The organism is Bacillus cereus group sp. Bc031 (genome assembly GCF_027716265.1).
Classification (GTDB): Bacteria; Bacillota; Bacilli; order Bacillales; family Bacillaceae_G; genus Bacillus_A; species Bacillus_A paranthracis.
Map to the genome: position 1 here is coordinate 128,363 of NZ_JAQFUL010000001.1, position 20,226 is coordinate 148,588.

The following is a 20,226-nucleotide window of genomic DNA, read 5'->3' on the forward strand; positions in this document are numbered from 1 at the left end:
AAAAGTCTTTGCAAATCAACATTTGGTATGGTATACTATTAACCGAGATAACCATGTCATGTATATTGTGTGAAAAGAAGAGTGGGGAAACCCACTCTTTCGTGTTACTATCTACATTTTATTGATGTGGAGAGGTAAGAAATTTCTGTCGTATATACATATTTTGTTACAAGTTTTACTTCTTAAATTTGGTAATACTAAGACAGATATTCCCTGCTTAACGGCAGGGGCTTTTGTTAGCTAACGAGAAAGAATAAGATAGACCGTTCTATGGACGGGGTCTTTTCTTGTGAATGGTACATGGCGGCAGGAAGGAGGCTGTTTATGGATAAGAAAGTCACAGAAGTTGTAGAAGCATTTGCGCAGCCAATTGTTGAAGAGTTAAATCTTGAACTTGTAGATGTAGAGTATGTGAAAGAAGGACAAGACTGGTTCTTACGCGTATTCATCGATTCTGAAAAGGGAGTCGACATTGAAGAATGCGGTGCGGTGAGTGAACGTTTAAGCGAAGCTTTAGATAAAGAGGATCCAATTCCTCATCTTTACTTTTTGGATGTGTCATCTCCTGGAGCAGAACGTCCATTAAAGAAAGAGAAAGACTTCCAGCAAGCGGTAGGAAAACAAGTGGCAATTAAAACATATGAGCCGATTGATGGTGAAAAGATGTTTGAAGGAAAAATGCTTTCCTACGATGGTACTACAATTACACTATTATTAACAATTAAAACACGTAAAAAAGAAATCCAAATTCCAATGGACAAAGTTGCAAATGCGCGACTTGCTGTTACGTTTTAGTTAGAAGGGGGATCTTCATGAGCACTGAGTTGTTAGATGCCTTGCTCGTATTAGAGTCAGAAAAAGGAATTAGCAAAGATATTATTATTGATGCGATTGAAGCAGCGTTAATCTCTGCTTATAAACGCAATTTTAACCAAGCACAAAACGTTCGTGTGAGCTTTAACCCACAAGTGGGAACAATCCAAGTTTTAGCACGTAAAGACGTTGTTGATAATGTGTTTGATCCACGTCTTGAAATTTCTGTTGAAGAAGCAAGACAAATTAATCCAAACTATCAAGATGGTGACGTACTAGAAATTGAAGTAACACCAAAAGATTTCGGTCGTATTGCAGCACAAACTGCAAAACAAGTTGTAACACAACGAGTGCGTGAAGCTGAGCGTGGTGTTATTTACTCTGAGTTTAGTGACCGTGAAGAAGATATCATGGTTGGTATCGTACAACGTCAAGATGCTCGTTTCATCTATGTAAGCTTAGGAAAAGTAGAAGCTTTATTACCTGTAAGTGAGCAAATGCCAAACGAACAATACAAACCACATGATCGTATTCGCGTATTCATTACGAAAGTAGAAAAAACAACAAAAGGACCACAAATTTACGTATCACGTACACATCCTGGTCTTTTAAAACGTTTATTCGAAATGGAAGTTCCTGAAATCTATGATGGAACGGTTGAAATTCGTTCTGTAGCACGTGAGGCAGGAGATCGTTCTAAAATCTCTGTACATGCAGAGAACATTGATGTAGATCCAGTAGGTTCTTGTGTAGGACCGAAAGGACAACGTGTACAACGCATTGTAGACGAACTAAAAGGTGAAAAGATTGACATCGTTCGCTGGTCAAATGATCCAGTAGAATATGTTGCCAATGCTTTAAGCCCATCACAAGTTGTGAAAGTACTTGTAGATGAAGAAGAAAAAGCAACAACAGTTGTTGTTCCAGACCACCAACTGTCATTAGCTATCGGTAAACGTGGACAAAATGCACGTCTTGCAGCTAAATTAACAGGTTGGAAAATTGATATTAAGAGTGAGTCTGATGCGAAACAACTTGGTATTGTAACAGAAGAAGATAGCGTAGTCGCATTCGGATTCGATTCTGTTGAAGACGAAATCGAATAGAGGTGATGAGTATGAGCAATCGAAAAGTTCCGTTACGAAAATGTGTTGCAACGCAAGAAATGAAATCAAAACGAGAGCTCGTTCGCATTGTTCGTTCCAAAGAGGGAGAAGTGTCTATTGATTTAACTGGAAAGAAATCAGGACGAGGTGCTTATTTATCAAAAGATAAAGAAAGCATTCTTCAAGCTCAAAAGAAAAATGTTTTGGAACATCATCTAAAAGCGAAAATCGACAGTTCTCTTTATGAAGAACTTCTTGAGCTTGTTGAGAAGGAGTCGAAATAAGTGTCCGATTGGAAATCGTTTTTAGGACTAGCAAACCGGGCTCGAAAAATTATTTCGGGTGAAGAACTCGTTTTAAAGGAAGTACGAAGTGGCAAGGCAAAACTTGTGTTGCTATCTGAGGATGCGTCAGTAAATACTACAAAGCGTATCACGGATAAAACGACGTACTACAACGTACCAATGAGAAAGGTCGAAAATCGACAACAATTAGGGCATGCGATTGGGAGAGATGAGCGAGTCGTTGTAGCTGTGTTAGATGAAGGCTTTGCGAAAAAGCTGCGTAGCATGCTCGATACAAATTACCGGGGGTGAAGGTATGAGTAAAATTCGAGTGCATGAATATGCGAAAAAACATAATATCTCAAGTAAAGATCTTATGACAAAACTAAAAGAAATGAATATCGAGGTTTCGAATCATATGACAATGTTAGACGATGAAGTAGTAAACAAATTAGATAATGAGTATCAAGCTGAAAAACCTTCTGTTGCAGATGAGTTTGAAGTAGAAGAAAAAGTTGTTCGTAGTAAAAAGAACAGCAATAAGAAAAAGAAAAAAGGCAAAGGAAACGAAGATAAGCGTCAAGAGAACTTTGCTGGAAGACAACAAACACAAACTGTAGAAACACCAGATAAAATTACTTTCTCTGGAAGTCTTACAGTAGGTGATCTTGCTAAGAAATTAAGCAAAGAGCCATCTGAAATTATTAAAAAGCTCTTCATGCTTGGAATTATGGCAACAATTAACCAAGATTTAGATAAAGATACAATTGAGTTAATTGCTAACGACTACGGTATTGAAGTAGAAGAAGAAGTAATTGTAAGCGAAACTGAGTTTGAAACATTCATCGATGAGCAAGATGATGAAGAGAACTTAAAAGAGCGTCCAGCTGTAGTTACAATCATGGGACACGTTGACCATGGTAAAACAACATTGCTTGACTCTATCCGTAACTCTAAAGTAACTGCTGGTGAAGCGGGTGGAATTACTCAGCATATTGGTGCATACCAAGTTGAAGTAAATGACAAGAAAATTACATTCTTAGATACACCTGGTCACGCGGCGTTTACAACGATGCGTGCTCGTGGTGCACAAGTAACGGATATTACAATCCTTGTTGTTGCAGCTGATGACGGTGTTATGCCACAAACAGTTGAAGCAATTAATCATGCGAAAGCAGCAGGAGTACCAATTATTGTTGCTGTGAATAAAATGGATAAACCAGCTGCGAACCCTGATCGCGTAATGCAAGAACTAACAGAATATGAATTAGTTCCAGAAGCATGGGGCGGAGACACAATTTTCGTACCAATTTCTGCGATTCAAGGCGAAGGAATTGACAACTTACTAGAAATGATTCTTCTTGTAAGTGAAGTAGAAGAGTATAAAGCAAATCCAAACCGCTATGCAACTGGTACTGTAATCGAAGCCCAGCTTGATAAAGGTAAAGGAACTATTGCGACATTACTTGTTCAAAACGGTACGCTTCGAGTAGGAGATCCAATCGTTGTTGGAACTACATTCGGTCGTGTTCGTGCAATGGTAAGTGATATTGGTCGTCGTGTAAAAGTTGCTGGTCCATCAACTCCTGTTGAAATTACAGGTTTAAACGAAGTACCACAAGCAGGAGATCGTTTCATGGCATTCGCTGATGAGAAGAAAGCTCGTCAAATCGGTGAATCACGTGCACAAGAAGCGTTACTTGCTCAACGTGGTGAGAAATCTAAATTAAGCCTTGAAGATTTATTCCAACAAATCCAAGAGGGCGATGTAAAAGAAATTAACTTAATTGTGAAAGCGGACGTACAAGGTTCTGTAGAAGCAATGGCAGCATCACTTCGTAAAATTGATGTTGAAGGTGTTAAAGTTAAAATTATCCATACAGGCGTAGGTGCGATTACAGAATCTGATATCATTTTAGCTTCTGCATCTAATGCAATTGTAATTGGATTTAACGTACGCCCAGATGTAAATGCGAAGCGTACAGCTGAATTAGAGAACGTTGATATTCGTTTACACCGCATTATTTATAAAGTAATCGAAGAGATCGAAGCAGCGATGCAAGGTATGCTAGATCCAGAATTTGAAGAAAAAGTAATCGGTCAAGCAGAAGTACGTCAAACGTTTAAAGTAACAAAAGTTGGAACAATCGCAGGTTGTTACGTAACAGATGGTAAAATTACACGTGATAGCGGCGTGCGTATTATCCGTGATGGTGTGGTAATCTATGAAGGTCAACTTGATACGTTAAAACGTTTCAAAGACGACGTAAAAGAAGTTGCTCAAAACTATGAGTGTGGTATTACAATTGAGAAATACAACGATCTTAAAGAAGGGGACATCATTGAAGCGTACATTATGGAAGAAGTGAAGCGATGATTATCGCTTCTCTCTCATTTGAGTGTATGATTTACGATGTGCATTCTTTAAAAGAGAAACGAGCAATTTTGCAACGGGTGTTAACTCGTGTGAAACAGCGTTATAACGTAGCTGTTTCAGAAGTAGGGCATCAAGATGTATGGCAACGTACAGAAATTGCGATTGTTTCCGTATCCTCAAATCGTGTTATTTGTGAAAAAGAAATGAATCGTGTACTTGAGTATATCGATTCATTTCCTGAAATTGAACGTACGATAACACAATTGGAATGGTATTGAATGAGGTGAAGAGTTATGAAATTACGTGCAAACCGTGTAGGCGAGCAAATGAAAAAAGAATTAGGCGACATCATCAGTCGTAAAATTAAAGATCCACGTGTCGGATTTGTTACTGTAACAGATGTACAAGTGAGTGGAGATTTACAAATTGCTACAGTGTATATTTCTGTTTTAGGTGATGAAGAGCAGAAAGAAAGTACACTAAAAGGTTTAGCGAAGGCAAAAGGCTTCATTCGTTCAGAAATTGGCCAACGTATTCGTCTTCGTAAAACGCCTGAAATTTCCTTTGAATTTGATGAATCTATCGGATATGGTCATCGAATTGATACACTTTTACATGAAATTAATAAAGAAGGTAAACGTGAAGAATAATGGATAGACATTTGTCTATCCATTTTTTCAATGTAAAATAAGTTTTAGGTAATGATTATGAAAGAATTACGATGAGGTGAACATATATGGAAGGTGTAGTATTATTACATAAGCCAAAAGGCATGACATCACACGATTGTGTATTTAAATTAAGAAAGATATTGCGTGAAAAACGAATTGGTCATACAGGAACATTAGATCCAGATGTAACAGGAGTATTGCCTATTTGTGTTGGACGAGCAACGAAGATTGCACAATTTTTAACAAGTGAAACGAAAACATATGAAGGTGAAGTAACATTAGGGTTTTCAACAACAACTGAAGATGCTTCAGGTGAAGTTGTGGAAACGAAACATGTAGATCGTGTTATTACTCGTAAAGAAGTGGAGGAGGTTCTTGCCGCATTAACAGGTACGATTGAGCAAATGCCTCCGATGTTTTCGGCTGTAAAAGTTAACGGAAAAAAATTATATGAATATGCAAGAGCAGGACAAGAGGTTGAACGTCCAGTTCGTACAATTACAATTCATGAATTTGTATTACTAGATGATCGTGAAGTGTTTGAAGGAGAAAATATTTCATTCCGTTTCCGTGTAACGTGTAGTAAAGGAACATATGTAAGAACATTAGCGGTAATGATTGGTGAAAAACTTGGTTTTCCATCACATATGTCACACCTTGTAAGAACGGCTTCTGGTGAATTTTTATTAGAGGATTGCATATCATTTGAAGAAATTGAGGAAAACGTGCAAAATGGAACAGTAGAGTCTATCTTCATTTCAATTGATGAAGCATTAAGTAAATTCCCAAAAATGGTTGTAGATGAAAAGCAAGCAGAAAAAATAAAGAATGGTATGTTCTTAAAAAATGAATTGCAAATAACGGCGCCATTTATAACAGTGTTTGATAAAAACGATCGTTGCCTTGCAATTTATGAGCACCATCCAAAGCACCCTGGTATGCTAAAGCCGATGAAAGTACTTGTGAATAATCAAGAACTAAAGCTATAATGAATTATTGGAAGGATTATTACAGAAAAAGGTGAATTCAAGCGTGAAACTTATTCATTTAACTCATCCACATGAACAAAATAAATTAGAATTACCACCTACTGTAATGGCATTAGGATTTTTTGATGGCATTCATTTAGGACATCAATGTGTGATTCGAACTGCGAAACAAATAGCGGATGAAAAGGGATATAAAAGTGCAGTGATGACATTTTATCCGCATCCATCTGTTGTTTTAGGTAAAAAGGAAGCGCATGCGGAGTATATTACACCAATGTGTGATAAAGAAAAAATAGTCGAGAGTTTAGGAATCGATATATTATATGTTGTTAAATTCGATGAATCATTTGCAGGCTTATTGCCACAACAATTTGTAGATGATTATATTATTGGTTTAAATGTAAAGCATGTAGTAGCAGGGTTTGATTATTCATATGGACATTTAGGAAAAGGAAAGATGGAGACTTTACCATTTCATGCAAGAGGGGAGTTTACACAGACTGTGATTGAAAAAGTTGAATTTCAAGAAGAGAAAGTAAGTTCTACGGCATTACGAAAGTTAATTCGAAATGGCGAAATGGAGCAAATTCCATCTATTTTAGGTAGAGCATATACAGTAGGAGGAACGGTTGTACACGGTGATAAACGTGGACGTCAAATTGGTTTCCCAACAGCTAATGTAGGTTTAAGTGATGAGTATCTATTACCACCTGTAGGTGTTTATGCAGTGAGATTAAAAGTTCACGATGAATGGTACGATGGTGTATGTAATATTGGATATAAACCAACCTTTAAAGAAGATGAGCGCCAACTATCTATTGAAGTGCACTTATTCGAATTTAACAAAGACATATATGATCAAAATGTTGCAGTAGAGTGGCATATGCGTATAAGAGAAGAGAAGAAATTCAATGGCATCGATGAGTTAGTTGAACAAATCGCAAAAGATAAGAAAACAGCACAAGAATATTTTGCGAACGAAAATAATATACTTGCTTTTTCAAATGAAAAGTAGTATTCTATGTTATGTACTTTATGACAACCATTGCTTGGCATTGCGACTCACCGACGCTTGCTAGGTAATCGGGGGTTTAATTAATAGGAGGTGAAATAGGATGGCTTTAACACAAGAGCGTAAAAATGAAATCATTGCACAATTTAGAACTCATGAGACTGATACTGGTTCTCCAGAGGTTCAAATTGCTGTCCTAACGGAGCAAATTAACACTCTAAACGAGCACTTACGTACTCACAAGAAAGATCATCATTCACGTCGTGGTCTATTAAAGATGGTTGGTAAACGTCGTAACTTACTAACTTACCTTCGTAATAGCGATATCACACGTTACCGTGAATTAATCACAAAGCTTGGCTTACGTCGATAGTCAAAGAAGCGGGAATATTCCCGCTTTTTTGTTAGGTAAAAATATATCTTCTACTCTTTATAGCTTACTTCATTTTCGGTAATACTAGAGGTAGAATATTGTGATATACTATCCATTTACATAGAAGAATTGAATACTTTAAATTGAGAGGGGTACTTAAATGAGTCAAGAAAAGCAAGTCTTCTCGATAGATTTAGCTGGTCGCCAGCTAACAGTTGAAACAGGTCAGCTTGCAAAGCAAGCAAACGGAGCAGTATTAGTAAGATATGGCGATACAGCGGTTCTATCTACAGCAACTGCATCAAAAGAAGCAAAAAATGTAGATTTCTTCCCACTTACAGTAAACTATGAAGAGCGTTTATATGCAGTCGGAAAAATTCCTGGCGGTTTCATTAAACGTGAAGGTCGTCCAAGTGAAAAAGCAATTTTGGCAAGTCGTTTAATCGACCGTCCAATTCGTCCACTTTTCGCAGATGGATTCCGTAACGAAGTACAAGTTGTCAGCATCGTAATGAGTGTTGATCAAGATTGTTCTTCTGAAATGGCAGCTATGCTTGGTTCTTCATTAGCGTTATCGATTTCAGACATTCCATTTGAAGGTCCGATCGCGGGTGCAACAGTTGGTCGTATTAACGGCGAATTCGTTATCAACCCAACAGTAGAACAGCAAGAACAAAGTGATATTCACCTTGTTGTAGCTGGTACGAAAGATGCAATTAACATGGTTGAAGCAGGAGCAGATCAAGTGCCTGAGGAAACAATGTTAGAAGCAATTATGTTTGGTCATGACGAAATTAAACGTCTAATTGCATTCCAAGAAGAGATTGTACAAGCTGTAGGTAAAGAGAAATCAGAAGTGAAACTTTATGAAGTTGACGCTGATCTTAACCAAGCTGTACGTGAAATGGCTGAGAAGGATATGCATTCTGCAATTCAAGTACATGAGAAACATGCACGTGAAGATGCAATTAACGAAGTGAAAAAGCGTGTAATTGAGCATTACGAAGCGCAAGAAGCTGATGTTGATACATTAGGACAAGTAAATGAGATTTTATATAAAATTGTAAAAGAAGAAGTACGTCGTCTTATTACAGTTGAGAAAATCCGCCCAGATGGCCGTAAAGGTGACGAAATCCGTCCATTAGCATCAGAGGTTGGCATTTTATCTCGTACACACGGTTCTGGTTTATTCACACGTGGACAAACACAAGCATTAAGTATTTGTACATTAGGCGCATTAGGCGATGTGCAAATTTTAGATGGCCTTGGTGTAGAAGAATCAAAACGCTTTATGCACCATTACAATTTCCCATCATTTAGTGTGGGTGAAACAAGACCAATGCGTGGACCAGGTCGTCGTGAAATTGGTCACGGTGCACTAGGAGAACGTGCTCTTGAGCCTGTAATTCCGTCTGAAAAAGATTTCCCATACACAGTACGTCTTGTATCTGAAGTATTAGAATCAAATGGTTCTACTTCACAAGCGAGTATTTGTGGTAGTACTTTAGCAATGATGGATGCTGGTGTTCCACTTAAAGCTCCAGTTGCAGGTATTGCAATGGGCCTAGTTAAATCAGGTGAGCATTACACAATTTTAACTGATATTCAAGGTATGGAAGATCATTTAGGTGATATGGACTTTAAAGTAGCAGGTACAGCACACGGTGTAACTGCACTACAAATGGACATTAAAATCGATGGTCTATCTCGTGAAATTTTAGAAGAGGCATTACAACAAGCGAAAGTTGGTCGTATGCACATTCTAGATCATATGTTATCTGTAATTGCAGAGCCACGCACTGAATTATCAGCGTACGCTCCAAAGATTATTACAATGACAATTAACCCGGATAAAATCCGTGATGTTATCGGACCAAGCGGTAAACAAATCAATAAAATTATTGAAGAAACTGGCGTTAAAATTGACATCGAGCAAGATGGTACAGTATTCATTTCTTCAATAAATCAAGAAATGAACGACAAAGCTAAGAAAATTATCGAGGATATCGTTCGCGAAGTACAAGTAGGTGAAATCTACGAAGGAAAAGTGAAACGTGTTGAGAAATTCGGTGCTTTCGTTGAATTATTCAGCGGTAAAGATGGATTAGTTCACATTTCTGAACTTGCACTTGAGCGTGTAGGTAAAGTAGAAGACGTTGTGAAAATCGGTGATGTAATTACAGTTAAAGTTATCGAGATTGACAAGCAAGGTCGCGTGAATTTATCTAGAAAAGTATTGCTAAAAGAAGAGCAAGAAAAAGAAGCTGCTAAAGAAGAAAACAAACAAGAGCAGCAATAAGCAAAAGCCAGTTTAACTGGCTTTTTTTGTTATGTAAAAATATGATTTGCATATATTTTTATGTCAGTATAGGTATAGTTTTCATTATAACGCTCAAATTAACAAAGATAAGAAGAAAAATGGTTTTTTATATAGTTAATGGGAGGGTTTATATGAAAACTCGTATATTGGCATACATATGTATATTCTTTTTATATGTCAGTGCAGGTTCTTATTCTGTTTTTGCACAGGATCACTTATATGAAGAAATTCAAAAGCATGCAAAACAATATGAGATTGCACCGCAAAATGCGATGATTGATAAGATATGGAAAGCAACACCAGGATATAATGGAAGACAAGTTGATATGGAAGCATCCTATAACAATATGAAGAAATTAAAGCAGTTTGTTCAAAAACATCTTGAATTCAAGGAAGTATCACCGAGTGTCCACTTAGAAGATTTATCACCAGCACCAATTTATAGAGGTCATCCGGATAAAAAGATGGTCGGGTTAACAATAAATGTGGCATGGGGAAATGAATATTTGCCTCATATATTAGAAATATTGAAAAAGCATGATGTGAAGGCGACTTTCTTTTTAGAAGGACGTTGGGTGAAAGAAAATTTACGATTTGCAAAAATGATTGTCGATGCAAATCAAGAAGTTGGAAATCATTCTTACACACACCCTAATATGAAAACGTTATCGTCTGATGAAATAAGAGATCAGTTACAAAAAACAAATCGAATGATCGAAGCAGCTACGAATCAAAAGGTAAGATGGTTTGCACCGCCGAGTGGAAGTTTTCGGGATGAAGTCGTGAAAATTGCAGATGATTTTCAAATGGGAACGATTATGTGGACTGTTGATACAATTGATTGGAAGCGACCTGAGCCAGGTGTACTATTGCAGAGAGTAATGAGAAAAATACATCCAGGTGCTATCGTATTAATGCATCCTACTTCGTCCACAACAGAAGCATTAGATACAATGATTACAAAATTGAAGGAACAAGGATATAAAGTAGGGAATATAACAGAATTACTGGATGAAAAACGTGTAGATTAAATACATTTGCATGACATTCATCCTTAAACTTGTTATCATTAAATAATAGCACTTATTTAGAGAAACTGGCAGTAGGAGGAAAGTTTTTGATTAAAAAATATACTTGTAAAAATGGTGTAAGAATAGTTATGGAGAATATACCAACTGTAAGATCGGTTGCGATTGGTATTTGGATCCATGCAGGATCAAGAAATGAAAATGAAAAAAATAACGGGATTTCTCACTTTTTAGAGCATATGTTCTTTAAAGGAACAGAAACACGTAGTGCACGTGAAATTGCAGAATCATTTGATAGCATTGGTGGGCAAGTGAATGCTTTTACTTCAAAAGAATACACTTGTTACTATGCAAAAGTGCTAGATGAGCATGCTAAATATGCTTTAGATGTATTAGCAGATATGTTCTTTAATTCAACATTTGATGAAGAAGAACTGAAAAAAGAGAAGAATGTCGTATGTGAAGAAATTAAAATGTACGAAGATGCTCCAGATGATATTGTGCATGATATGTTAACGAAAGCAACATATGAAACGCATCCGCTTGGATATCCTATTTTAGGAACAGAAGAAACGCTTAATACGTTTACAGGTGATACGCTACGTCAATATATTAAGGATCATTACACACCTGAAAATGTAGTTGTATCAATTGCAGGAAATATTGATGAAGCCTTTTTACAAACAGTAGAGCAATATTTCGGTAGTTATGAAGGAACGAAAAACCGTGAACAAGTACATAGCCCAATTTTCCATTTTAATAAGGTAGCACGTAAAAAGGAAACAGAACAAGCTCATTTATGTTTAGGATATAAAGGCTTACAAATGGGACACGAAGATATTTATAACTTAATTGTATTAAATAACGTTTTAGGCGGTAGTATGAGTAGCCGTTTATTCCAAGAAGTACGTGAGCAACGCGGGTTAGCTTACTCAGTATTCTCTTACCATTCTTCTTATGAAGATACAGGCATGTTAACGCTGTATGGTGGAACAGGTAGCCAACAATTGGATACACTGTATGAAACAATGCAAGAAACATTAGAAACATTGAAAAATACAGGTATTACAGAAAAAGAGCTTATGAATAGTAAAGAACAATTAAAAGGAAACTTAATGTTAAGTTTAGAAAGTACGAATAGTCGTATGAGCCGTAATGGTAAAAATGAATTGCTACTTCGTAAGCACCGTTCACTTGATGAGATTATTGAAAGTGTAAACACGGTAACAAAAGAAAATGTAGATGAGTTAATTCGTAACATGTTTACAGATGAATTTTCTGCAGCATTAATTAGTCCAGATGGAAAACTTCCAAAAGGAATAAAACTGTAATTACTATATATGATTTAAAAATAACCGTATCTCTTTTAAATGAGATACGGTTATTTTTTGTGGGTATATAGAATAGGTACTAATTATGGATAACTTAAATGAATAATTTGGATAGGGGTGAGAGTATGCGATTAAGTGAACTAAGCGGGAAAGAAATTGTTAATTTAGAAAGAGCAGAAAAAATGGGGGTTTTAGGTTATGTGGATTTAGAGGTTGATGAGAAGGATGGACAAATACAGGCTCTTATTATACCTGCTGGGAAATGGGGAGGTTTCAAAAAGGAACCACAAGAAATAAGAGTAGCATGGAGGCAAATTAAAAAAGTGGGGCATGATATGATTCTTTGTGATATTACAGATCGTTCAAATTCGAAGTGAAAGATGGCCATTTTGGTCATCTTTTTTTGTTCATTTTACTCAGAGCAAAATCCAACAGAATATCTTTCCTATGCCGAATTTTGAGGTAGGGCCTTCCTACATACAAATAGCGGGATACATGATAGGTGCTTTTGGTTTTTCAATCACCTAAAACTCGTACATTACATATGATGTGGAGGAAAAAGAAAAAGTAGGCACTTTTCTTATAAATGACAGAAAAAGAAGGTGAATTAGGGAATGTTGACTGAGATGCATATTGCTGTCATAGGAGGAGATGCAAGACAGCTAGAAGTAATTCGCAAGCTCGTTGAATTGGATGCGAAACTTTCATTGATAGGGTTTGATCAGTTAGACCATGGCTTCACAGGGGCAGCAAAAGAAAGTATACAAAATTTAGATTTCACTTCTTTAGATGCAATTATTTTGCCAGTTGCAGGTACAAATGCCAAGGGAGAAGTAGATACTATTTTTTCAAATGAAAAAGTTTCTATAACGAAAGAACAAATTGAAAATACACCAGAACATTTTACTATATATTCAGGTATTGGTACGCCTTACTTGGAAAATCTCGTATCTACTACAAACCGTAAACTAATTAAATTATTTGATCGTGATGATGTGGCAATCTACAATTCTATACCAACTGTAGAAGGTACATTAATGATGGTAATTCAACATACCGACTATACAATTCATGGTTCTAATGTAATGGTTTTAGGATTTGGTAGAACAGGGATGAGCGTTGCCAGAGCATTTCAATCATTAGGAGCCCATGTCAAAGTTGGAGCAAGACGATCGGAACATATTGCACGTATTACAGAAATGATGTTTTCTCCTTTTCATATGCAGAACATTGAGAAAGAAGTAGGGGATATCGATATTGTCATTAATACAATTCCACATCTCGTTGTGACAGCGAATGTCATTTCAAAAATGCCGGCTCATACGTTAGTAATTGATTTAGCTTCTAAACCAGGCGGTACCGACTTTAGATATGCAGAAAAAAGAGGAGTCAAAGCGCTGTTAGCACCTGGATTGCCAGGTATTGTTGCTCCAAAAACAGCAGGACAAATTTTAGCGAACGTTCTTTCTCAGTTATTAGCAGAAGATGTAATCGCAAGAAAGGAGAATGGGGAATGAATTTAAAAGGGAAAAGAATAGGGTTTGGTTTTACGGGTTCACATTGTACGTACGAAGAAGTAATGCCTCATTTAGAAAAGTTAATTGCTGAGGGAGCTGAAGTGCGTCCAGTTGTTTCTTACACTGTTCAATCAACAAATACGAGATTTGGCGAAGGGGCAGAATGGATTAAAAAGATTGAAGAAGTAACAGGTTTTAAAGCGATTAATTCAATCGTTGGCGCAGAACCACTTGGACCTAAAATCCCATTAGATTGTATGGTAATTGCTCCTTTAACAGGAAATTCTATGAGTAAATTTGCGAATGCAATGACAGACTCTCCAGTACTAATGGCAGCAAAAGCGACGCTAAGAAATGGCAAGCCTGTCGTATTAGCCGTTTCGACGAATGATGCTTTAGGGCTTAATGGAGTAAATCTCATGCGCCTAATGGCCACAAAAAACATCTACTTCGTCCCATTCGGTCAAGACGCACCAGAGAAAAAACCGAACTCAATGGTAGCACGCATGGAGCTGCTTGAAGATACAGTATTAGAAGCACTGCAAGGGAAGCAATTGCAACCGGTTGTCGTAGAAAAATTCAGATATATGAATTAAAAAACGAAAAAAAACGGACAATTTTTGATGAAACCATCATTCTTACTGTAGAATATGATAAAATTAACGTTATTAAGATTAGAAGGGGTATTCTATACTCCTTCTCATTCTAAGTTATAGAAGGATTGGTATCTAGAAAGGGGCATAGTGATGGAAAAGCAAAAAACTTTTCATGTCGCTGTAGTTGGAGCAACCGGCGCAGTTGGTGAACAAATGTTAAATACTTTAGAGAAACGAGAATTTCCAATCGGGAAGTTAACGTTACTTTCATCTAAACGATCTGCAGGTAAGAAACTTGTATTTAAAGGCGAAGAATTTACAGTTCAAGAGGCAACTCCTGAAAGTTTTGAAGGAGTAGATATCGCACTATTTAGTGCTGGTGGATCTGTATCAAAACAATTAGCGCCAGAAGCAGCAAAGCGCGGTGCGATTGTTGTTGATAATACAAGTGCATTCCGTATGACAGAAAACGTGCCACTTGTTGTACCTGAAGTAAATGAAAACGACTTAAAAGAACATAACGGTATTATTGCAAATCCAAACTGTTCTACAATTCAAATGGTAGTAGCTCTTGAGCCAGTTCGTCAGCAATATGGTTTAAAACGAGTAATCGTTTCCACATATCAAGCTGTATCAGGTGCTGGTGCGGCAGCGATTGAAGAACTTCATGAACAATCACAAGCAATCTTAAATGGTGAAGAAGTGAAGGCGAATGTTTTACCTGTATCAGGTGATAAGAAACATTTCCCAATTGCTTTCAACGCGATTCCACAGATTGATAAGTTCCAAGATAATGGATTTACATTTGAAGAAATGAAAATGATTAATGAAACGAAAAAAATTATGCATATGCCAGAGCTAGAAGTAGCGGCAACATGTGTACGTTTACCAGTTGTATCAGGTCACTCTGAGTCTGTTTACATTGAAGTAGAAAAAGAGGGCGTAACAGTAGAGGAATTAAAGAACTTACTTGCAAATGCGGAAGGTATCGTTCTGCAAGATAACCCAGAAGAGCAATTATATCCAATGCCAGCTACTGCAGTAGGTAAAAACGAAGTATTCGTTGGAAGAATCCGTAAAGATTTAAATAACGATAAAGGATTCCATCTTTGGGTCGTATCTGATAACTTATTAAAAGGCGCTGCATGGAATTCTGTTCAAATTGCAGAGCGCTTAGTAAAATTACAATTAGTGTAAACGGCTAAGAGAAGGTGCAAAATATGAAAATTATTGTTCAAAAATTTGGTGGCACATCTGTACGTGATGAAAATGGACGTAAGCATGCGCTTCATCATATAAAAAAATCGCTAGATGCGGGTTATAAAGTAGTGACTGTCGTATCTGCTATGGGTCGTAAAGGTGAACCATATGCAACTGATACGTTGTTAAGTCTTGTAAATCAAGAGGAATCTCACATTTCTAATCGTGAGCAAGATTTATTATTATCATGCGGAGAATTAATCTCAGCAATCGTTTTCTCTAACATGTTAAATGAGAACGGTATAAAAGCGGCGGCATTAAATGGTGCACAAGCTGGTTTTGTAACAAATGATGATTTTACAAATGCTAAGATTATTGAAATGAATTGTGATCGTATACACGAAGAGCTAGAAAATGTAGATGTAATCGTTGTGACAGGATTCCAAGGACAAACGAAAAAAGGTGATACGACAACACTTGGACGCGGAGGTAGTGATACTTCAGCTTCAGCTTTAGGTGTTGCGCTTCATGCTGAATATATCGATATCTTCACAGATGTAGAAGGTGTGATGACTGCGGATCCTCGCATTGTAAAAGATGCACGTCATCTTCAAACTGTAACGTATAACGAAATTTGTAACATGGCATACCAAGGTGCAAAAGTCGTTCATCCACGTGCAGTTGAAATTGCGATGCATGCAAAAGTACCGCTTCGTGTACGTTCTACGTACTCTGATAGTGAAGGTACGCTTATTTCAGCATCTGACGGCGCTACAAAAGGCCGTGATGTAGAAGAACGTCCTGTTACAGGTATTGCACATGTATCAAATGTGACGCAAATTAAAGTACTTGCAAAAGAAACAGCATATGATTTGCAGCAGCATGTGTTTAAAGAAATGGCGAATGAAGGAATCAGTGTCGATTTAATTAACATTTCACCTACTGGGGTAGCTTATACGGTGAGTGATAATGTATCAAATCGTGCAGTTGAACTATTACAAAACCTTGGATATGAGCCAATTGTGACAGAGCATTGTGCGAAAGTATCTATTGTAGGAGCTGGAATGGCAGGATACCCAGGGGTTACTGCGAAAATCGTTACAGCTTTAGCTGAAAAAGGTATTCAAATTCTGCAATCAGCAGATAGTCATACAACTATTTGGGTTCTTGTAAAAGAAACTGATTTAGTGGAGGCTGTAAATGCATTACATAGTGCGTTTGAGCTTTCAAAAGAAAAGCAACTGGAACAATAAGGAGTGAGACCATGATAGATTTTGGGACAATTGCAACCGCGATGGTAACACCGTTTGATATAAACGGCAATATCGATTTTGCAAAGACAACGAAATTGGTAAATTATTTAATTGATAACGGTACAACAGCAATCGTGGTAGGAGGAACGACAGGAGAATCTCCTACATTAACTTCAGAAGAAAAAGTAGCGTTATATCGCCATGTCGTATCTGTTGTCGATAAAAGGGTGCCCGTAATCGCTGGAACAGGTAGCAATAATACGCATGCTTCTATTGACTTAACGAAAAAAGCAACAGAGGTTGGTGTTGATGCAGTAATGCTAGTAGCACCGTATTATAACAAACCGAGTCAAGAAGGAATGTATCAGCACTTTAAAGCAATTGCTGAAAGCACGCCGCTTCCGGTTATGCTATATAACGTTCCAGGACGATCTATTGTACAAATCTCCGTTGATACAGTTGTTCGTTTATCAGAAATAGAAAACATTGTTGCGATTAAAGATGCAGGCGGCGATGTGCTAACAATGACAGAAATCATTGAAAAAACAGCGGACGACTTTGCAGTATACAGCGGTGATGACGGTTTAACGCTACCAGCTATGGCAGTTGGAGCGAAAGGTATCGTTTCTGTAGCATCTCATGTTATCGGAAATGAAATGCAAGAAATGATTGCAGCGTTCCAAGCAGGTGAATTTAAGAAGGCGCAAAAATTACATCAATTACTTGTAAGAGTAACGGATTCATTATTTATGGCGCCAAGTCCAACACCAGTAAAAACAGCGTTACAAATGGTTGGATTAGATGTAGGTTCTGTACGTTTACCACTTCTTCCATTAACAGAAGAAGAAAGAGTAACGTTACAATCTGTTATGCAATCTATCCCTCGTTAATAAAAAATGACCTAGTATAGAACTAGGTCATTTTTTATTTGTATGAAAGTCTTTCCCTCTCTTTTCTTATCTTGCCTATATATGTTTTTATAAGATCATTAACTGGTTTTTCATTATATATTGCAACATGTAAAAGAAAATAATCTTAACCCTTTAAAGGAATTAAAAAGTCATAGTTATTTATAGAATGAACGCTTATATAAACGTAATAAAGTACCAATTCTATTTTTGAGAGTAATTACTTCAAATATGACGTAATTCATAAAAAAACTCCATTTTATAAGTATTTTTGTTCAATTCTAGAAAAATAAGTCTTTAAAATCTATATTATGAAATAAATTTAGAGTATTTATAGCTATTTCTTTAAAACGATATGGGGTACGAAATCGGAGTAAATATCAAGGACATCAGTTCGATAAGTTTGTTGGGAATGCGTTCTTTTCCTTTTTCTTTCGCACGATTTAACTTGTGTTCTATTTCTTGTATCAGGTATAATATGGCTAAGTAGCTTAGTACGGGTATGCTTAGCAAAATTGGTAAAAATTATAATTTGATTACATTTTCATATCATATCGAATAAGATATTTGATTTATATAATGAAAGAGAGGTGAAACCTGGTTTAAAAAATAAACAAGGACATGATATCGCATAACGGTAAGGACATTCGTCTTGGACGGTGAATATATGGTGGTTGTAGAGTTTCCCCTGGTATCTCTGCAATTTTAGTGAAATCAGTGTTTGAAAGATTTTTAAACCAGGCAACAACATGAAGAGAAAAGAGAATGAGTCTGTTAAAGTATTTGCTCTTGGTGGAGTAGGTGAAATCGGGAAAAACATGTACTGTGTTGAAATTGATTCTGAAATCTTTATTGTAGATGCAGGGTTAATGTTCCCGGGAGATGAAATGTTTGGAATTGATATCGTTGTTCCTGATATTACATATTTAGTAGAAAACCAAGAGCGAGTAAAAGGTTTATTTATTACTCACGGTCATGAAGATCATATTGGTGGCATTGTTTACGTACTTCGTAAATTATCAATTCCAGTGTATGCAACGAAATTAACGGTAGGACTTATACAAGAAAAACTTGGCGAAGCGGGTATGTTAGGCCGTGTAGATTTAAAAACAATCGATTCAAATTCAACAGTAGAGTTCAATACTACAACGGTGTCATTCTTTGGAACGACACATAGTATTCCAGATTCTGTTGGTGTTTGTTTCCATACATCAAAAGGTGCGATCGTATATACGGGAGACTTTAAATTCGATCAAACTCCAATTGGAAATAGTGGAGCAGACCTTGGGAAAATGGCTCAAATCGGAAATGAAGGCGTTCTATGCTTATTATCTGATAGTACAAATGCTGAGCGTCCAGGCTATACCGGTTCTGAAAAAGAAGTTGGTGTAGAAATTTCTAAAGTGTTCTACGGCGCAGAAGGACGTATTATCGTTGCTTCATTTGCATCGAATGTACATCGTATTCAACAAGTATTTGATGCAGCTGCTGAAACAGGACGAAAAGTAGCGGTTGTAGGACGTAGTATGGTGAAAGTGGTAGATATCGCAAGACGTCTTGGTTATTTAGATGTTCCAGAAGGTATGGTTATTTCACTACAAGAAGTAGACAATTTCCCAGAGAAAAAGGTAGCTATTTTAACGACAGGTAGCCAAGGTGAACCGATGGCAGCCCTTTCTAGAATGGCAAAGCAAGCTCATAAACAAATTTCAATTCGTAAAGGTGATACGGTTATTATCGCGGCATCTCCAATTCCAGGTAATGAAATATCTGTATCAAAAATTATTGACTTGTTATTTAGAGCGGGAGCTGAAGTTGTTTATTACGGTGAAAGAAAAGTTCACGTTTCAGGTCACGGTAGCCAAGAAGAATTAAAATTAATGTTAAATTTAATGAAACCGAAATATTTTGTACCCGTACATGGTGAGTTCCGTATGCAAAAAGCACATGCATACTTAGCTGAAGATGTAGGTATTGCAAGAGAAAATATCTTTATTGTAGAAAAAGGCGATGTAATTGCTTTTGGTGACGATGAAGCAAACTTAGTTGGCAAAGTGCAAGCTGGTAATGTGTTAATTGATGGATTAGGTGTAGGTGACGTTGGTAATATCGTTCTTCGAGATAGAAAAATGTTATCTCAAGATGGAATATTAGTAGTTGTTGTAACACTGGGTAAAGATGAAAAGAAAATTATCTCTGGTCCAGAAATCATCTCACGTGGATTTGTATATGTACGTGAATCAGAAGCGTTAATTGACCGCTCTACGGAGATTGTACGTATGATTGTTGAGCAATCAATTAAAGAATATTCAATTGAATGGTCTATGTTAAAACAAAATATTCGTGAATTATTAGGGCAGTTCTTGTACGAAGAGACGAAGAGAAAACCTATGATTTTACCGATTATTATGGAAGTATAAAAAAAATCACCTTTACGGGTGATTTTTT

Annotated in this window: 20 protein-coding genes; all 20 read left to right on the plus strand. The window is 36.8% G+C overall.

All coding sequences use genetic code 11. The features are described from left to right. Positions 1 to 324 precede the first annotated feature (324 nt). Positions 325 to 795, plus strand: a complete 471-nt coding sequence (gene rimP, locus PDQ33_RS00625) for a ribosome maturation factor RimP (RefSeq protein WP_000359097.1) — start codon at positions 325 to 327, stop codon at positions 793 to 795. 17 nt (positions 796 to 812) lie between these two features. Beyond that, a complete protein-coding gene (nusA, locus tag PDQ33_RS00630; protein ID WP_000102609.1) occupies positions 813 to 1,919 on the plus strand; it encodes a transcription termination factor NusA in 1,107 nt (368 codons plus the stop codon). Positions 1,920 to 1,930: 11 nt separating this feature from the next. Next, positions 1,931 to 2,203 carry an RNase P modulator RnpM gene (gene rnpM, locus PDQ33_RS00635; protein ID WP_000071128.1) on the plus strand — a complete coding sequence of 91 codons (273 nt, stop codon included), beginning with the start codon at positions 1,931 to 1,933 and terminating at the stop codon, positions 2,201 to 2,203. Further along, positions 2,204 to 2,515 carry a YlxQ family RNA-binding protein gene (locus PDQ33_RS00640; RefSeq protein ID WP_001286523.1) on the plus strand — a complete coding sequence of 104 codons (312 nt, stop codon included), beginning with the start codon at positions 2,204 to 2,206 and terminating at the stop codon, positions 2,513 to 2,515. It begins immediately after the preceding gene. Between the two features lie 4 nt (positions 2,516 to 2,519). Further along, a complete protein-coding gene (gene infB / locus PDQ33_RS00645) occupies positions 2,520 to 4,580 on the plus strand; it encodes a translation initiation factor IF-2 (RefSeq protein WP_000036342.1) in 2,061 nt (686 codons plus the stop codon). After that, positions 4,577 to 4,858: a DUF503 domain-containing protein gene (locus tag PDQ33_RS00650; protein ID WP_000582364.1), complete on the plus strand. Its 282-nt coding sequence runs from the start codon at positions 4,577 to 4,579 to the stop codon at positions 4,856 to 4,858. The genes infB and PDQ33_RS00650 overlap by 4 nt, the downstream gene beginning before the upstream one ends. A gap of 15 nt (positions 4,859 to 4,873) precedes the next feature. After that, the gene (rbfA, locus tag PDQ33_RS00655; protein ID WP_000776443.1) at positions 4,874 to 5,230 is read left to right on the plus strand and encodes a 30S ribosome-binding factor RbfA; all 357 of its coding nucleotides are present in this window, start codon (positions 4,874 to 4,876) and stop codon (positions 5,228 to 5,230) included. 86 nt (positions 5,231 to 5,316) lie between these two features. Next, positions 5,317 to 6,240: a tRNA pseudouridine(55) synthase TruB gene (truB, locus tag PDQ33_RS00660; RefSeq protein WP_061131602.1), complete on the plus strand. Its 924-nt coding sequence runs from the start codon at positions 5,317 to 5,319 to the stop codon at positions 6,238 to 6,240. A gap of 43 nt (positions 6,241 to 6,283) precedes the next feature. Then, complete coding sequence (gene ribF, locus PDQ33_RS00665; RefSeq protein WP_270754402.1) at positions 6,284 to 7,255, plus strand: bifunctional riboflavin kinase/FAD synthetase; 972 nt, start codon at positions 6,284 to 6,286, stop codon at positions 7,253 to 7,255. A gap of 100 nt (positions 7,256 to 7,355) precedes the next feature. Beyond that, positions 7,356 to 7,625, plus strand: coding sequence for a 30S ribosomal protein S15 (rpsO, locus tag PDQ33_RS00670; RefSeq protein ID WP_001229392.1), 270 nt, complete (start codon positions 7,356 to 7,358; stop codon positions 7,623 to 7,625). 160 nt (positions 7,626 to 7,785) lie between these two features. After that, the gene (gene pnp / locus PDQ33_RS00675; RefSeq protein ID WP_270754401.1) at positions 7,786 to 9,924 is read left to right on the plus strand and encodes a polyribonucleotide nucleotidyltransferase; all 2,139 of its coding nucleotides are present in this window, start codon (positions 7,786 to 7,788) and stop codon (positions 9,922 to 9,924) included. A gap of 152 nt (positions 9,925 to 10,076) precedes the next feature. Then, positions 10,077 to 10,976, plus strand: a complete 900-nt coding sequence (locus tag PDQ33_RS00680) for a polysaccharide deacetylase family protein (protein WP_270754398.1) — start codon at positions 10,077 to 10,079, stop codon at positions 10,974 to 10,976. An 86-nt stretch (positions 10,977 to 11,062) separates the two neighbouring features. Beyond that, positions 11,063 to 12,304, plus strand: coding sequence for a M16 family metallopeptidase (locus tag PDQ33_RS00685; protein WP_270754396.1), 1,242 nt, complete (start codon positions 11,063 to 11,065; stop codon positions 12,302 to 12,304). 125 nt (positions 12,305 to 12,429) lie between these two features. After that, positions 12,430 to 12,681, plus strand: a complete 252-nt coding sequence (locus tag PDQ33_RS00690; RefSeq protein ID WP_001239753.1) for a YlmC/YmxH family sporulation protein — start codon at positions 12,430 to 12,432, stop codon at positions 12,679 to 12,681. A gap of 237 nt (positions 12,682 to 12,918) precedes the next feature. After that, entirely contained in the window at positions 12,919 to 13,821 is a 903-nt protein-coding gene (gene dpaA, locus PDQ33_RS00695; RefSeq protein ID WP_000954725.1) for a dipicolinic acid synthetase subunit A, read from the plus strand. Then, positions 13,818 to 14,417: a dipicolinate synthase subunit B gene (dpaB, locus tag PDQ33_RS00700; protein ID WP_001049480.1), complete on the plus strand. Its 600-nt coding sequence runs from the start codon at positions 13,818 to 13,820 to the stop codon at positions 14,415 to 14,417. Before dpaA ends, dpaB begins: the two co-directional genes overlap by 4 nt. A 150-nt stretch (positions 14,418 to 14,567) precedes the next feature. Further along, positions 14,568 to 15,614: an aspartate-semialdehyde dehydrogenase gene (asd, locus tag PDQ33_RS00705; protein ID WP_000414848.1), complete on the plus strand. Its 1,047-nt coding sequence runs from the start codon at positions 14,568 to 14,570 to the stop codon at positions 15,612 to 15,614. A gap of 23 nt (positions 15,615 to 15,637) precedes the next feature. After that, complete coding sequence (gene dapG, locus PDQ33_RS00710; RefSeq protein WP_000692473.1) at positions 15,638 to 16,870, plus strand: aspartate kinase; 1,233 nt, start codon at positions 15,638 to 15,640, stop codon at positions 16,868 to 16,870. A gap of 11 nt (positions 16,871 to 16,881) precedes the next feature. After that, a complete protein-coding gene (dapA, locus tag PDQ33_RS00715; protein WP_000564761.1) occupies positions 16,882 to 17,760 on the plus strand; it encodes a 4-hydroxy-tetrahydrodipicolinate synthase in 879 nt (292 codons plus the stop codon). Positions 17,761 to 18,527: 767 nt separating this feature from the next. After that, positions 18,528 to 20,198, plus strand: coding sequence for a ribonuclease J (locus PDQ33_RS00720; RefSeq protein ID WP_061131605.1), 1,671 nt, complete (start codon positions 18,528 to 18,530; stop codon positions 20,196 to 20,198). Positions 20,199 to 20,226 lie beyond the last annotated feature (28 nt).

What these genes read in the sequence shown, in the direction of transcription:
- rimP (WP_000359097.1), top strand. Translation starts at nt 325, where the DNA reads ATGGATAAGAAAGTCACAGAAGTTGTAGAAGCATTTGCGCAGCCAATT.
- nusA (WP_000102609.1), top strand. Translation starts at nt 813, where the DNA reads ATGAGCACTGAGTTGTTAGATGCCTTGCTCGTATTAGAGTCAGAAAAA.
- rnpM (WP_000071128.1), top strand. Translation starts at nt 1,931, where the DNA reads ATGAGCAATCGAAAAGTTCCGTTACGAAAATGTGTTGCAACGCAAGAA.
- infB (WP_000036342.1), top strand. Translation starts at nt 2,520, where the DNA reads ATGAGTAAAATTCGAGTGCATGAATATGCGAAAAAACATAATATCTCA.
- PDQ33_RS00650 (WP_000582364.1), top strand. Translation starts at nt 4,577, where the DNA reads ATGATTATCGCTTCTCTCTCATTTGAGTGTATGATTTACGATGTGCAT.
- rbfA (WP_000776443.1), top strand. Translation starts at nt 4,874, where the DNA reads ATGAAATTACGTGCAAACCGTGTAGGCGAGCAAATGAAAAAAGAATTA.
- truB (WP_061131602.1), top strand. Translation starts at nt 5,317, where the DNA reads ATGGAAGGTGTAGTATTATTACATAAGCCAAAAGGCATGACATCACAC.
- rpsO (WP_001229392.1), top strand. Translation starts at nt 7,356, where the DNA reads ATGGCTTTAACACAAGAGCGTAAAAATGAAATCATTGCACAATTTAGA.
- pnp (WP_270754401.1), top strand. Translation starts at nt 7,786, where the DNA reads ATGAGTCAAGAAAAGCAAGTCTTCTCGATAGATTTAGCTGGTCGCCAG.
- PDQ33_RS00680 (WP_270754398.1), top strand. Translation starts at nt 10,077, where the DNA reads ATGAAAACTCGTATATTGGCATACATATGTATATTCTTTTTATATGTC.
- PDQ33_RS00690 (WP_001239753.1), top strand. Translation starts at nt 12,430, where the DNA reads ATGCGATTAAGTGAACTAAGCGGGAAAGAAATTGTTAATTTAGAAAGA.
- dpaA (WP_000954725.1), top strand. Translation starts at nt 12,919, where the DNA reads ATGTTGACTGAGATGCATATTGCTGTCATAGGAGGAGATGCAAGACAG.
- dpaB (WP_001049480.1), top strand. Translation starts at nt 13,818, where the DNA reads ATGAATTTAAAAGGGAAAAGAATAGGGTTTGGTTTTACGGGTTCACAT.
- asd (WP_000414848.1), top strand. Translation starts at nt 14,568, where the DNA reads ATGGAAAAGCAAAAAACTTTTCATGTCGCTGTAGTTGGAGCAACCGGC.
- dapG (WP_000692473.1), top strand. Translation starts at nt 15,638, where the DNA reads ATGAAAATTATTGTTCAAAAATTTGGTGGCACATCTGTACGTGATGAA.
- dapA (WP_000564761.1), top strand. Translation starts at nt 16,882, where the DNA reads ATGATAGATTTTGGGACAATTGCAACCGCGATGGTAACACCGTTTGAT.
- PDQ33_RS00720 (WP_061131605.1), top strand. Translation starts at nt 18,528, where the DNA reads ATGAAGAGAAAAGAGAATGAGTCTGTTAAAGTATTTGCTCTTGGTGGA.